The sequence below is a fragment of the Streptomyces sp. NBC_01294 genome, from assembly GCF_035917235.1.
Lineage (GTDB): Bacteria > Actinomycetota > Actinomycetes > Streptomycetales > Streptomycetaceae > Streptomyces > Streptomyces caledonius.
The window spans coordinates 6,936,411-6,949,091 of sequence record NZ_CP108423.1 but is presented as its reverse complement, the minus strand read 5'-3'; the positions used below and the strand labels follow the sequence as shown (position 1 = coordinate 6,949,091).

The following is a 12,681-nucleotide window of genomic DNA, read 5'->3' as shown; positions in this document are numbered from 1 at the left end:
CGCCAAAGGCGCCCCGGCGATGGCGGTCGTCGTGGCCGCGCTGGTCACCGTACGGACCAGGCGGCGATCCGCTCGCGCACCCAGGCGGCGACCGGGGCCACCCCGTCGGGGCCGCGCAGCGACTGGAAGGCGACGGGGAGTTCGCCGCGCTGCTCGGCGGCGTCGCGCGCCATCCGGTCGAGGTCGGAGCCGACGTGGGGGGCGAGGTCGGTCTTGTTGACGACGAGCAGGTCGGCGGTGGTGACGCCGGGGCCGCCCTTGCGGGGGATGTCGTCCCCGCCGGCCACGTCGATGACGAAGATCTGCGCGTCGACGAGGCCGCGGGAGAAGGTGGCGGTGAGGTTGTCCCCGCCGGACTCGACGAGGATCAGGTCGAGCGGGCCGCTCTCCCGGAAGGCCTCCTCCAGTTCCTCGACGGCCTCCAGGTTGGCGGAGATGTCGTCGCGGATTGCGGTGTGCGGGCAGGCGCCGGTCTCGACGGCGGTGATCCGCTCGGGCGGCAGGACGGCCTCGCGCAGCAGGAACTCGGCGTCCTCCCGCGTGTAGATGTCGTTGGTGACGACGGCCATCGAGAGCTCGGAGCGCAGGAGCCGGCACAGGGCTGCGACGGTGGCGGTCTTTCCGGAGCCGACCGGTCCGCCGAGCCCGATGCGCAGGGCGCGCCGGCTGCCGTCGGGCCGTACGGGCGCGGCGCTGTGGGTGTGCCGGTGGGGGTAGGTCACGGCGTGGTCGAGGTGCATGGGAGGTCTCCCTTGGGGGCGTTCAGGAGTGGGGGTTCGGGAAGGGACGAGGACGTGACGGTGGCGTTCAGGAGGCGAACAGGCGTACCGGCCAGTCGGCATGGGCCTGCGCCGAGATGTCCAGCAGCGGGGAGGAGGCCGCGGGCAGCGCCTGCGCCCCCTCGGCGCGGGCGCGCAGCGCGGCCCGCTCCGCCTCGGCGGCGACGGCGTCGAGGTCGGGGGCGAGCCGGGCCAGGACCCCGCTCGCCTCGAAGGGGTCCAGGCCGAGCAGCCGAACGGTGGCGGTGGCGGGCCCTCCGACGCTCTCGTACGCCGCCACGTGCGCGGCGTCGAGCGGCCCGAGTCCGGCCGCCCGGGCCGTGACGCCGAGCACCACGGGCTGGTGGGCCCCGCGCGGGAACGCCGCGGCCAGCGCCTCCAGTTCGGCGGCGGGCCAGGTGGCCCGGGCGGCCCGCAGCAGCTGCCGGCCCAGCCGCCGGGCCGCGGTGCGCAGCGCGGGCGACGGGGTGCGGGCGTCGGCGGCGGCGTCCAGCTCCGCCGGGTCGAGCCCGAGGGCGGCGGCCGCGGCGAGGCCGGCCGCGGTGAGGCCGGCGGTGTGCAGCCTGCCCCGGCAGAAGTCCTCCAGGGTGGCGGCGTCGTGGATCCGGCCCGCCTTGCAGGCGGCCTCGGCCCCGCCGGAGTGGGCGTGGCCCCCGGCGGGGAAGCGGCCGTCGGCGAGGACGAGCAGCGCGGCGCGGCTCATCGGCAGTGGCCTCTCATCAGGCTGCGCCCCATCAGAAGAGGAAGTAGCGCTGGGCCATGGGCAGTTCCGTCGCGGGGGCCGGTTCCACGGCCTCCCCGTCGATGGTGACCGTGAAGGTGTCGGCGTCGACCTCGACCCTCGGCATGGCGTCGTTGTTGCGCATGTCCGCCTTGGTCACCTTGCGGGTGTTCTCGATGGCCACGAACTCCTTGCCCAGTCCGAGCCGTTCGGGCAGTCCGTCGTCGAGCGCGGCCTGTGCGGTGAAGTTCAGCGAGTTCAGGCCGGGCGCGCGGCCGTGGCTGCCGAACATCGGCCGGGGCAGGACGGGCTGCGGGGTGGGGATGGAGGCGTTGGCGTCGCCCATCTGCGCATAGGCGATCTGTCCACCCTTGATGACGAGTTCGGGCTTGACCCCGAAGAAGGCGGGGTTCCACAGCACCAGGTCGGCGAGTTTGCCGGTCTCGACCGAGCCGATCTCGCGGGCGAGCCCCTGGGCCACCGCGGGGTTGATCGTGTACTTGGCGACGTAGCGGCGGGCCCGGTGGTTGTCTGCGGGTCCGTCGCCGGGGAGGGAGCCGCGCCGCTTCTTCATCACGTGGGCGGTCTGCCAGGTGCGCAGCACGACCTCGCCGACCCGGCCCATGGCCTGGGAGTCGGAGGAGATGATGGAGATGGCCCCGAGGTCGTGCAGGACGTCCTCGGCGGCGATGGTCGAGGGCCTGATCCGGGATTCGGCGAAGGCGAGGTCCTCGGGTACGGCCGGGTTGAGGTGGTGGCAGACCATCAGCATGTCGAGGTGTTCCTCGACGGTGTTGACGGTGTGCGGCCGGGTCGGATTGGTGGAGCTGGGCAGGATGTTGGGCTCGGAGACCACGGTGATGATGTCGGGTGCGTGCCCGCCGCCGGCGCCTTCGGTGTGGTACGAGTGGATGGTCCGCCCGGCGATGGCGGCGAGGGTGTCGGCGACGAAGCCGGCCTCGTTGAGGGTGTCGGTGTGGATGGCGACCTGGGCGCCGGTCTCCTCGCAGACGCTCAGGCAGGCGTCGATGACGGCAGGGGTGGAACCCCAGTCCTCGTGGATCTTGAACCCGAGTGCTCCGCCGCGCAGTTGGGAGTGCATGCCCTCGCGGGACATGGTGTTGCCCTTGCCGAGCAGGCCGATGTTGACCGGGTAGGCCTCCAGCGCCGCGAACATCCGGGCCAGGTGCCAGGGCCCCGGTGTGACGGTGGTGGCCTTGGTGCCTTCGGCCGGTCCGGTGCCGCCGCCGACCAGGGTGGTGATCCCGGAGGCGAGCGCCTCCTCGATGATCGTCGGGGAGATGAAGTGCACGTGGGCGTCGATGGCGCCGGCGGTGACGATCTTCCCGTTGCCCGCGATGATCTCGGTCTCGGGGCCGATGACCAGCGCGGGGTCGACCCCGTCCATGGTGTCGGGGTTGCCGGCCTTGCCGATGCCGCAGATCCGGCCGTCGCGGATGCCGAGGTCGGCCTTGACGATGCCCCAGTGGTCGAGGACGACGACCCCGGTGATCACGGTGTCCGCAGCGCCCTCGGCCCGGGTGGTGCGGGCCTGCCCCATGGATTCTCGGATCACCTTGCCGCCGCCGAAGACGGCCTCGTCGCCGGCCCGGCCGGGGCCGCCGCTGAGGTCCTGCTCGATCTCGACGAAGAGGTCGGTGTCGGCGAGCCGGATCCGGTCCCCGGCCGTCGGCCCGAAGAGGTCGGCGTACACCGGGCGGGAGATCTCAGCCATCGAGCGGCCCTCCGGTCTCCCCGCGCAGCCCCGGTACGGTGCGCAGGCCCCCCAGCGGTACGAGTTCCACCGCGACGGGGATGCCCGGCTCGAAGCGCACGGCCGTACCGGCGGCGACGTTCAGGCGCAGCCCGCGGGAGGCGGAACGGTCGAAGTCGAGGCCGGGGTTGGCCTCGGCGAAGTGGTAGTGGGAGCCGACCTGGACGGGACGGTCGGCGGTGTTGAGCACGGTGAGGCGGGTGACGGGACGGCCCTCGTTGAGGAGTACCGGGCCGTCCCCGTAAGCGATCTCGCCGGGGATCATGGGGGGTGGCACTCCCTTTCAGACGATCGGGTCGTGGACGGTGACGAGTTTGGTGCCGTCGGGGAAGGTCGCCTCGACCTGGACGTCGTGGATCATCTCGGGGATCCCCTCCATGACCTCGTCGCGGCCGAGGACGGTACGGCCGGAGGCCATCAGCTCGGCCACGGTCCGCCCGTCGCGGGCCCCTTCGAGGATGTGCGACGTGATCAGCGCGACCGCCTCCGGATGGTTGAGGCGGACCCCGCGCGCCCTTCGCTTCTCGGCCACGTCGGCGGCCACATGGATGAGCAGTCGCTCCTGCTCGTGCGGTGTCAGTTGCACGCGTATCACCAAGCTTCCGGGACAAGATCGACTTCGCGCCGAGGCGACCATAGCGGTGCTCAACACTCTGTTGACCTGCGCATATACGACCCAAGCGTCTCTTGCCCAACGCAGAGGAAGGCTTTTCGTTCCGACCACCGCCGCTTTACCGGATCATGGATGATCGTTGGTGGTCGCACGTGCCCGCCACGCTAAGGGCCGCTCTTTTCCGCTGAGTTAACGCACGTTTCGGGAAGGCACCCGGTTCGAACCCCGCGGTACCTCGGGCCCGACTTCCGTATACGGATTCGCCAGGCCGGGAATGGGCAGCCCTGCGTTCACGGACTGTTCAGCGGCACGTCGGGCGCGGCATCGCCGGGAGCGTGGCATCGCGCGGAGCGTGGGACACCCGGAGCGCGGCATGACCCGGAGCGCGGCATCGCAGAGAACCGCATGACCCGGAGCGCGGCATAGCGGAGGGCGCCCCGTCCGGGGCGCCCTCGTCCAGGTCCCCGGAGGGATCAGCAGCCGCGGGCGGTCGCGGCCGGGGCTCCGACCGTCCAGGGCAGCGCGATCGACACCGTCTTGCCGCCGTCCTCGGTCGGGGTGACCGAGAGCCGGCCGCCCGCCTCCGCGGTGAGCCAGCGGATGATGACCATGCCCCGGCCGTTGTCCTGCTGCACGGCGGCCGGGAGTCGCTTGGGCCAGCGCGGGTGGCTGTCGGTCACCCCGACGCGCAGCCACTCCTGGCGTTCCAGCCGGAGGTCGACGGTGAAGGTGGGCGACTGGCCGAATGTGTGCTGCACGGCGTTGGTGGCGAGCTCCGAGACGATCAGCCGGACGCTGTCGGCGGTCTCGGCGTCATCGGGGAGTCCCCATTCGCCCAGCACCTCCGCCACGTAGCGTCGGGCGGCGGCGACCGAGGCGGGATCGCTCGGCAGAGTGACGGATGCTTCCTGGTGGTCTGCCATGGCGACGGTCCCTTTCCCACCGGGGCGAAACGTCCCGGATCTGTGCTGGACGCCAGAGTGCCACTCATCGTGCCGCCGGATCCGCTGTTCCCCCAAGATATGCATATATCTGTCGCTCGATGCGGTGAACTCTGCTACGGAAGAGCGTATTTGGACGGCAGACTGGTGCGAGCTGTGCCGGTGGAAGGAGGCGGGTGTGCAGCACGGTCCCGCGGTGCGTCGGCGCAAGCTCGGCGAGGAACTGCGTGCCCTGCGTGACCGGTCCGGACTCACCAGTGGTGAGGCGGCCCGGATCATGGGATGGCACCAGTCGAAAATCAGCCGCATCGAGACAGGCCGCAGTGGCGTGAAACCGGAGGACATCCGGCTGCTCCTCGACGTCTACGGGGAGATCGTCAGCCCGGAGCAGCGCGCGCTGCTGGAGGCGCTGTCGGCCTCCGCCGCCGGCCCCGGACCGGGCGGCGACACCGGGCGGGGCCGCCAGTGGTGGCACGACTACCGGGGGCTGCTGCCGCAGGAGTACCGGGACTTCATCAGCCTGGAGGCGGGCGCCCGGTCGGCCCGCACCGTGGAACTGTCCGTGGTACCGGGGCTGCTGCAGACCCCCGAGTACGCGCGGGCCGTGACCCGGGCCGCGCTGGGCGGGCTGCCGGAGCCGAAGGTGGACGCGCTGGTCGACGTACGGCTGGCCCGGCAGTCGGTGCTGCGGGCCGATCCGCCGCTGGAGCTGAGCGCGGTGCTGGACGAGGCGGTGCTGCGCCGGCAGATCGGCGGGCCGGGGGTGATGACGGAGCAGTTGCGGCACCTGGCGCAGGTGGCGCGGCTTCCCCAAGTGCGCCTGCAGGTGCTGCCGTTCAGCGTGGGGGGACATCTCGGCCTCACGGGGCCGTTCGTCATTTTCTCATTTCCGAACATCGCCGATCTGGATGTGGTGGTACTCGACCATTTGACGAGTAGCCTCTATCTGGAGCGGAAGGAAGACCTTGAGGCGTACGGCGCCGCGTTCCGCACCATCCAGGCGCACGCCCTTTCGCCCCAGGACTCGTCGGATCTCATCAGCTCACTCGCTGACGACGCGTAAGGAGGCACCCCCGTGTCCGCAACCCCCTTATCCACCAGCGGACTTCTGATCGGCGCGCGGTGGCGGCGGAGCAGCCGCAGCACCGGAATGAACAACTGCGTGGAAGCGGCCGTCCTCGGCGGCGGCCTGCTGGCCGTCCGTGACTCCAAGCGGACGGACGGCCCGGCCGTGCTCTTCACCGGGCCCGCCTGGGACGGCTTCCTCGCCTCGGTACGGGCGGACGCGCGCGCGTGATCCCGCCTACCGGTCCGTGGCTCCGGCGGGCGCGGTCGCAAGGATCGTCCCGACCGCCCGGTTGATCTCCTCCCCCGTGAGATCGGCCCGAGCGGTCAGCCGCAGCCGGGAGATGCCGTCCGGCACCGACGGCGGGCGGAAGCACCCCACGGACAGACCTGCCTCGCGGCAGTCGGCGGCCCAGCGCAGTGCCGCCGAAGCCGACGGGGCCCGCACCGACACCACGGCCGCGTCCGGCCGGGCCGCGGTCAGGCCGGACGCGGTGAGCCGCTCGTACAGTTCGGCGGCCACCTCACGGGCGCGGCCCGCGCGCTCCGGTTCCCGCCGGAGCAGGCGCAGGCTCGCCAGTGCCGCGCCGGCGGCGGCCGGGGCCAGCCCGGTGTCGAAGATGAAGGTGCGCGCCGTGTTGACCAGGTGTCTGATCACCTTGGCCGGGCCGAGCACGGCTCCGCCCTGGCTGCCCAGGGACTTCGAGAGGGTCAGGGTCGCGACCACGTAGGGCGCCCCCGCGAGCCCGGCGGCGTGCAGCGCGCCGCGGCCTCCCTCGCCCAGCACGCCCAGCCCGTGGGCGTCGTCCACGAGCAGGACCGCGCCCTCGTCCCGGCAGACCCCGGCGTAGCCGGCGAGCGGGGCGGCGTCGCCGTCCACGGAGAACACCGAGTCGCTGACCAGCAGGCCCCGGCCCTCGTGCGCGGCCAGCGCCTTGCGCGCGGCCTCCGGGTCGGCGTGCGGAACCACGGCGGTCTCGGCGCGCGCGAGCCGGCAGCCGTCGACGATCGAGGCGTGGTTCCCGGCGTCGGAGACGACCAGCGTGCCCCAGGCGCCGAGCGCCGTGACGGCGGCGAGGTTGGCTGCGTACCCGGAGGACAGGACCAGCGCGGCCTCGAAACCGCAGAAGGCGGCGAGCTCCCGTTCCAGCTCCGCGTGCAGCTCGGTCGTCCCCGTGACAAGACGGGAACCGGTGGCTCCGGCGCCCCAGCACTCGGCCGCCTCCCGTGCCCCCCGGATGGTCTCGGGGTGCCGGGACAGCCCGAGGTAGTCGTTGCTCGCCAGGTCCAGCAGCGGCGACACCGGCGGGCGCGGGCGGAGCGTACGGACCAGACCGGCCTGCTCCCGGGCGCTCTCCGCGGCGTCGATCCAGGCGAAGACGTCCGCGGGGTCGGGAGTGTGCTGGGGCATGGGCATGTCCTCGTGTTTTGTCGGCAGTCCACAGACCTGCCCGACCCTAGCCGCCGTGACTTGTGCGCCAGGTGTGGTGATACACACACACCCATCCGGCCATGTTGTGCGATCTCTCCTTGGCCGGGAGTGGTCGTGTGGGACAGGATCGGGTCCATGGACCTGCTGAACACCCTGGTGGACAAGGGGCTGCGGCGCGAGCTGCCGACCCGCGAAGAGGCGCTCGCCGTACTGGCGACTTCTGACGACGAACTGCTCGACGTGGTGGCCGCTGCCGGCAAGGTGCGCCGCCAGTGGTTCGGGCGTCGCGTCAAGCTGAACTACCTGGTCAACCTGAAGTCGGGGCTGTGCCCCGAGGACTGCTCGTACTGCTCCCAGCGCCTGGGGTCGAAGGCCGAGATCCTCAAGTACACCTGGCTGAAGCCGGAGGAGGCCTCCCAGGCCGCCGCCGCCGGTGTCGCGGGCGGCGCGAAGCGGGTCTGCCTGGTCGCGAGCGGCCGCGGGCCGACGGACCGGGACGTGGACCGGGTCGGCAAGACGATCGCGGCGATCAAGGAGCAGAACGAGGGCATCGAGGTCTGCGCGTGCCTCGGCCTGCTCTCGGACGGCCAGGCGGAGCGGCTGCGGGACGCGGGCGCGGACGCCTACAACCACAACCTCAACACCTCCGAGGCGACGTACGGGCAGATCACCAAGACCCACACCTACGCGGACCGGGTCGACACGGTGGAGAAGGCGCACGCCGCCGGCCTGTCCGCGTGCTCCGGCCTGATCGCGGGCATGGGCGAGACCGACGAGGACCTGGTCGACGTCGTCTTCTCCCTGCGCGAACTGGACGCGGACTCGGTCCCGGTCAACTTCCTGATCCCCTTCGAGGGCACCCCGCTGGCCAAGGAGTGGAACCTCACCCCGCAGCGCTGCCTGCGGATCCTGGCGATGGCGCGCTTCGTCTGCCCCGACGTCGAGGTCCGGCTCGCGGGCGGGCGCGAGGTGCACCTGCGCTCGCTGCAGCCGCTGGCCCTGCACGTGGTCAACTCGATCTTCCTGGGCGACTACCTGACCAGTGAGGGCCAGGCCGGCCAGACCGACCTCGACATGATCGCGGACGCCGGTTTCGAGGTGGAGGGCGCCGGTACGACGACCCTTCCCGCGCACCGCTCCGACGTGGCGGCCGCGGCTCCCTCCGGAGGCTGCGGTTCGAACGGCGGCGCCTCCCTCTGCGGTTCGGGCGCCTCCACCGCCGAGGACGCCCCGGCCGCCGGCTGCGGCTCGGCGTGCGGCGGCTGCTCCGGGCACGAGCACGCGCAGGCGGCGCCCGTGGCGGCCCAGGCCGTGCCCCTGGCAGCCCAGGCCGTGCCCGGCGAGGTCCGCTCGGACCTGGTGGCGGTGCGCCGCCGCGGCGCGGGAACGGACATCGCGCCCAATGCCTGACCGGCTCGCACCCCCGTCGTCGGGCGCTTGCGAACTGCTCGCCCTGGACCGGCAGCACGTCTGGCACCCGTACGGTCCGATGCCCGGACGGCAGGAGCCGCTGGTCATCGCCTCCGCCTCGGGGGTGCGGCTGCGGCTCGCCGACCCGTCTCAGGGAGAGGGCGGCCACGAGGAGCTCGTCGACGGCATGTCCTCCTGGTGGTCGGCGATCCACGGGTACAACCACCCGGTGCTCAACGAGGCCGTGACCGCGCAGCTGGGCCAGATGTCGCACGTGATGTTCGGCGGGCTCACCCACGAGCCCGCCGTCCGGCTCGCCGCGAAGCTCGTCGAGATCACCCCGCCGGGACTGGAACACGTGTTCCTCTCCGACTCGGGCTCGGTCTCGGTCGAGGTCGCGGTGAAGATGTGCCTCCAGTACTGGCGTTCGGTGGGGCGCACCGGCAAGACCCGGCTGCTGACCTGGCGCGGCGGCTACCACGGGGACACCTGGCAGCCGATGGCCGTCTGCGACCCCGAGGGCGGGATGCACGAGCTGTGGCAGGGTCACCTGCCGCGGCAGGTCTTCGCGGACGCCCCGCCCGGTGGTTTCGACACGCCCGTGGACCCGGCGTACGCCGACCACCTGCGCTCCCTGATCGCCGCGCACGCGGACGAGCTGGCCGCCGTCATCGTGGAGCCGGTGGTGCAGGGCGCGGGCGGCATGCGCTTCCACAACCCGGCCTACCTCCGGGTGCTGCGCGACCTGTGCGACGAGTACGGCGTCCTCCTCATCCTGGACGAGATCGCCACGGGATTCGGCCGTACGGGTGCGCTCTTCGCGGCGGACCACGCGGGCATCACCCCGGACGTGATGTGCCTGGGCAAGTCGCTGACCGGCGGTTACCTCACGCTGGCGGCGACCCTGTGCACCGAGCGGGTGGCGGACGGGATCTCCCAGGGCGACGTCCCCGTACTCGCCCACGGTCCGACCTTCATGGGCAACCCGCTCGCGACGGCCGTGGCCCTCGCCTCCGTCGACCTCCTCCTCGGCCAGGACTGGACGACCGAGGTCAAGCGGATCGAGGCGGGGCTGCGCGAGGGCTTGGCGGCCGCGGCCGCGATCCCGGGCGTGCGGGACGTACGCGTGCTCGGCGCGATCGGCGTGGTCCAACTGGACCACGACGTCGACGTGGTGGCCGCCACGCGGGCGGCGGTGCGCGAGGGCGTGTGGGTGCGCCCGTTCCGGGACCTGATCTATGTCATGCCGCCGTTCGTCACCGGCGATGCGGACGTGACCCGTATCTGCCGTGCGGTGTGTGCGGCGGCGCAGGAAGGCTGACATGTCCGTGTTGATGGTGTCCGGGACGGGCACGGAGATCGGCAAGACGGTGGTCACGTCGGCGATCGCGGCCGCCGCGGTGGCGGCCGGCCGCAAGGTGGCGGTGCTCAAGCCCGCGCAGACGGGTGTCGGCCCGCAGGAGCCGGGGGACGCCGCGGAAGCGGTCCGCCTGGCCGGCCCGTCCGTCACGGCGGTCGAACTGGCCCGCTACCCGGAGCCCTTGGCCCCGGACACGGCGGCCCGCCGCGCGGGGCTGGCGACGCTCGCCCCGGCAGACATCGCGGAGGCCGCCCTGCGGTTGTCCGAGGACCACGACCTGGTCCTGGTGGAGGGCGCGGGCGGGCTGCTCGTCCGCTTCGACGAGGCGGGCCACACGCTGGCCGACGCGGCCCGCCTCCTGGACGCCCCGACGCTGATCGTCGCCCCGGCGGGACTCGGCACCCTCAACTCCACCACCCTCACGGCGCAGGCCCTGCGGGCACGGGACCTGACCGCGCTGGGCGTGGTGATCGGCAGCTGGCCCGAGTCCCCGGACCTGGCGGCCCGCTGCAACCTGGCGGACCTCACGAAGTCCTCGGGCCTCCCCCTCCTGGGCGCGGCCCCGGAGGGCGCGGGCACCCTCCCGCCGGACCGCTTCCGCACCGCGGCCCCCTCCTGGCTGGCCCCACCCCTGTCGGGCGCCTGGTCGGCGGACCGGTTCCTCGCCACCTGGGCCCCTCCGGCCTTCGCCCTGCAGAGCTGACCGGGCGACCGTGAACCGAAGACGGCAGAAGAAACTGTCGAGGCGGCTGGTCGCCGCCTCGGCGTTCGGGCGCACCGACCGTGTCCGAGCGCTGCTGCTGGCCGGCGCCCACCCGGACACGGCCGACCCCGAGGGCACCACTCCCCTGTACGCGGCGTCCGTTCAGGGATCCCTCGACACCGTCCGCTGCCTCCTGGCAGCGGGCGCCTCCCCGAACACGGAAAGCGGACACGGCACCGAGGGCACGCCATTGTGCGCGGCCGCGTCCTGGGGCCACACCGACACGGTCCGCGAACTCCTGGCCCACGGCGCCGACCCGAACCTCCCCGAAGACCAAGGCGCGGGCCTCACCCCCCTGGCCTGGTCCCTGAGAGCCCCCCACCCGGAAACAACCAAAACCCTCCTCACCGCAGGAGCCCTCCCCCCAACCCAACCCACCTCGCCGCGCAACTCCAGCCCCGCCGGCCCAATCCAGCCCCGCCGGCGTTTGAGGCGCGGGGCCCGGGGCAGAGCCCCGATCCTTTCCTGACACCGCCCCATCCAGCCCCGCCGCGCAACTCCAGCCCCGCCGGCGTTTGAGGCGCGGGGTCCGGGGCGGAGCCCCGATCCTTGACGTCCGCCACCCACCGGCCCCACCGACCCTCACGGCGCGCGCCCCGCCCCCCGCCCCCACCGGCGGAGCCACAGGCGGAGCCACCGGCCCAGGGATGACCCGCCACCCACCGGGCACCCTCAGGTACGGGAACGTCCGCCCCCGGGAGGTCCGTCATGCCACTGCCCCGCCGCCGCACCACCAGCACCACCACACCCCACGACCCCGTCCACCACCCCCTCTTCGCCCGCTTCTACGCCCGCGCCAGCACCGCCGCCGAGACCCGCGCCGGCATCGCCCCCCTCCGCCGCGAGCTGCTGCACGGCATCTCCGGCCGCGTCATCGAAATCGGCGCAGGCAACGGCCTGAACTTCCCGCACTACCCCCGCGCCGTCTCCGAAGTGGTCGCCGTCGAACCGGAGCGCACCCTCCGCCGCCTCGCGGCCTCCGCCGCCCTGCGCTGCGAGGTCCCCGTGGACGTCGTACCCGGCGCCGCCGAGGCCCTCCCCGTCAAGAGCGAGGCCTTCGACGCCGCCGTCGCCTCGCTGGTGCTGTGCACCGTACGGGACCTGCACCGCTCCCTCGCCGAACTGCACCGCGTGCTCCGCCCCGACGCCGAGCTGCGCTTCTTCGAGCACGCCCGCGCCCCCGGCCCTGGCATGGCCGCCCTCCAGCGCACCCTGGACCGCACCGTCTGGCCCCACCTCTTCGGCGGCTGCCACACCGCCCGCGACCCGCTCGCCGCCATCGAGGCCGCCGGCTTCCGGATCGTCTCGCAGCGCAGCCTCCGGCTGCCGGAGCGCGGCCCGGCCCTCCCCACCTCCTACTGCGTCATCGGGTCGGCCCGTCGAGTGGCTTGACCCAGCGCGTCCACTGCTCCTGGGGCCGGTAGCCCACCGCGTCCCACACCCGGTGCGCCCGCTCGTTGCGGTCGAGCACCATCGCGTCCCCGCGCCGCCCGCCGAGCGCCACGAAGCGGTCCTCGGCGGCGGCCAGCAGCGCGGCGCCTATCCCCCGCCTGCGGTGTCCGGGGTGCACGGCGAGCCGGTACAGGTGACAGCGCCAGCCGTCGAACCCGGCGATCACGGTCCCGACGAGCTCGCCGTCGCGCCGCGCGAGCAGCAGCGCCTCCGGATCGCGGGCGTGGAGCCGCTCGACCCCGGCCAGGTCGTCGCTGATACTCGTTCCCTCTGCGGCGCTCTTCCAGAAGTCCAGCACGGCGCCGAGGTCGGCGGCCGCCGCGGGGCCGATGTGAAGATCAGTCATGTCCGGATCCCATCATCCGGCCGCG

Annotated in this window: 14 protein-coding genes and 1 pseudogene; 7 read left to right on the top strand and 8 right to left on the bottom strand. The window is 73.1% G+C overall.

Annotated features, from left to right (window positions below; all coding sequences use genetic code 11):
- Nucleotides 1-44: 44 nt before the first annotated feature.
- The 6 genes from ureG to OG534_RS31450 form a co-directional block, all read right to left on the bottom strand.
- A complete protein-coding gene (gene ureG, locus OG534_RS31475) occupies nt 45-740 on the bottom strand; it encodes an urease accessory protein UreG (RefSeq protein WP_326592538.1) in 696 nt (231 codons plus the stop codon).
- A 67-nt stretch (nt 741-807) separates the two neighbouring features.
- Entirely contained in the window at nt 808-1,482 is a 675-nt protein-coding gene (locus OG534_RS31470) for an urease accessory protein UreF (RefSeq protein ID WP_326592537.1), read from the bottom strand.
- A 31-nt stretch (nt 1,483-1,513) separates the two neighbouring features.
- Complete coding sequence (locus tag OG534_RS31465) at nt 1,514-3,235, bottom strand: urease subunit alpha (RefSeq protein ID WP_326592536.1); 1,722 nt, start codon at nt 3,233-3,235, stop codon at nt 1,514-1,516.
- Nucleotides 3,228-3,539, bottom strand: a complete 312-nt coding sequence (locus tag OG534_RS31460) for an urease subunit beta (protein WP_326592534.1) — start codon at nt 3,537-3,539, stop codon at nt 3,228-3,230. The genes OG534_RS31465 and OG534_RS31460 overlap by 8 nt, the downstream gene beginning before the upstream one ends.
- Before the next feature lie 18 nt (nt 3,540-3,557).
- Nucleotides 3,558-3,860, bottom strand: a complete 303-nt coding sequence (locus OG534_RS31455) for an urease subunit gamma (protein WP_326592532.1) — start codon at nt 3,858-3,860, stop codon at nt 3,558-3,560.
- A gap of 500 nt (nt 3,861-4,360) precedes the next feature.
- On the bottom strand, nt 4,361-4,810 hold the full coding sequence (locus tag OG534_RS31450; RefSeq protein WP_326592531.1) for an ATP-binding protein: 450 nt from the start codon (nt 4,808-4,810) through the stop codon (nt 4,361-4,363).
- Between the two features lie 196 nt (nt 4,811-5,006).
- Here OG534_RS31450 and OG534_RS31445 point away from each other — a divergent pair, with 196 nt between their 5' ends.
- Together OG534_RS31445 and OG534_RS31440 are read left to right on the top strand one after the other, a co-directional pair.
- Nucleotides 5,007-5,891 carry a helix-turn-helix domain-containing protein gene (locus OG534_RS31445; protein ID WP_326592530.1) on the top strand — a complete coding sequence of 295 codons (885 nt, stop codon included), beginning with the start codon at nt 5,007-5,009 and terminating at the stop codon, nt 5,889-5,891.
- Nucleotides 5,892-5,903: 12 nt separating this feature from the next.
- Nucleotides 5,904-6,125, top strand: a complete 222-nt coding sequence (locus OG534_RS31440; protein ID WP_326592529.1) for a DUF397 domain-containing protein — start codon at nt 5,904-5,906, stop codon at nt 6,123-6,125.
- A gap of 6 nt (nt 6,126-6,131) precedes the next feature.
- Here OG534_RS31440 and OG534_RS31435 read toward each other — a convergent pair whose 3' ends face one another.
- A complete protein-coding gene (locus tag OG534_RS31435) occupies nt 6,132-7,304 on the bottom strand; it encodes an 8-amino-7-oxononanoate synthase (RefSeq protein WP_326592528.1) in 1,173 nt (390 codons plus the stop codon).
- Nucleotides 7,305-7,460: 156 nt separating this feature from the next.
- Between OG534_RS31435 and bioB the strand changes: the two genes are divergently transcribed.
- The 5 genes and pseudogenes from bioB to OG534_RS31410 all read left to right on the top strand — a co-directional run bounded on the left by bioB (nt 7,461) and on the right by OG534_RS31410 (nt 12,250).
- Nucleotides 7,461-8,735: a biotin synthase BioB gene (bioB, locus tag OG534_RS31430; protein WP_326592527.1), complete on the top strand. Its 1,275-nt coding sequence runs from the start codon at nt 7,461-7,463 to the stop codon at nt 8,733-8,735.
- Complete coding sequence (locus tag OG534_RS31425; RefSeq protein WP_326592526.1) at nt 8,728-10,056, top strand: adenosylmethionine--8-amino-7-oxononanoate transaminase; 1,329 nt, start codon at nt 8,728-8,730, stop codon at nt 10,054-10,056. Before bioB ends, OG534_RS31425 begins: the two co-directional genes overlap by 8 nt.
- A gap of 1 nt (nt 10,057) precedes the next feature.
- A complete protein-coding gene (gene bioD / locus OG534_RS31420; protein WP_326592525.1) occupies nt 10,058-10,798 on the top strand; it encodes a dethiobiotin synthase in 741 nt (246 codons plus the stop codon).
- Between the two features lie 10 nt (nt 10,799-10,808).
- Nucleotides 10,809-11,222 (top strand): annotated as a pseudogene (locus OG534_RS31415) (ankyrin repeat domain-containing protein); the annotation flags it as partial.
- Between the two features lie 344 nt (nt 11,223-11,566).
- Nucleotides 11,567-12,250, top strand: a complete 684-nt coding sequence (locus OG534_RS31410; protein WP_326592524.1) for a class I SAM-dependent methyltransferase — start codon at nt 11,567-11,569, stop codon at nt 12,248-12,250.
- Here OG534_RS31410 and OG534_RS31405 read toward each other — a convergent pair.
- Complete coding sequence (locus tag OG534_RS31405) at nt 12,222-12,656, bottom strand: GNAT family N-acetyltransferase (RefSeq protein WP_326592523.1); 435 nt, start codon at nt 12,654-12,656, stop codon at nt 12,222-12,224. The genes OG534_RS31410 and OG534_RS31405 overlap by 29 nt on opposite strands.
- Nucleotides 12,657-12,681: the final 25 nt, after the last annotated feature.

Bases quoted from the DNA above. Each gene is read 5' to 3' on its own strand.
- OG534_RS31405 (WP_326592523.1), bottom strand. From the start codon at position 12,656: ATGACTGATCTTCACATCGGCCCCGCGGCGGCCGCCGACCTCGGCGCC.
- OG534_RS31425 (WP_326592526.1), top strand. From the start codon at position 8,728: ATGCCTGACCGGCTCGCACCCCCGTCGTCGGGCGCTTGCGAACTGCTC.
- ureG (WP_326592538.1), bottom strand. From the start codon at position 740: ATGCACCTCGACCACGCCGTGACCTACCCCCACCGGCACACCCACAGC.
- OG534_RS31465 (WP_326592536.1), bottom strand. From the start codon at position 3,235: ATGGCTGAGATCTCCCGCCCGGTGTACGCCGACCTCTTCGGGCCGACG.
- bioD (WP_326592525.1), top strand. From the start codon at position 10,058: ATGTCCGTGTTGATGGTGTCCGGGACGGGCACGGAGATCGGCAAGACG.
- OG534_RS31460 (WP_326592534.1), bottom strand. From the start codon at position 3,539: ATGATCCCCGGCGAGATCGCTTACGGGGACGGCCCGGTACTCCTCAAC.
- OG534_RS31470 (WP_326592537.1), bottom strand. From the start codon at position 1,482: ATGAGCCGCGCCGCGCTGCTCGTCCTCGCCGACGGCCGCTTCCCCGCC.
- OG534_RS31410 (WP_326592524.1), top strand. From the start codon at position 11,567: ATGCCACTGCCCCGCCGCCGCACCACCAGCACCACCACACCCCACGAC.
- OG534_RS31450 (WP_326592531.1), bottom strand. From the start codon at position 4,810: ATGGCAGACCACCAGGAAGCATCCGTCACTCTGCCGAGCGATCCCGCC.
- OG534_RS31435 (WP_326592528.1), bottom strand. From the start codon at position 7,304: ATGCCCCAGCACACTCCCGACCCCGCGGACGTCTTCGCCTGGATCGAC.
- bioB (WP_326592527.1), top strand. From the start codon at position 7,461: ATGGACCTGCTGAACACCCTGGTGGACAAGGGGCTGCGGCGCGAGCTG.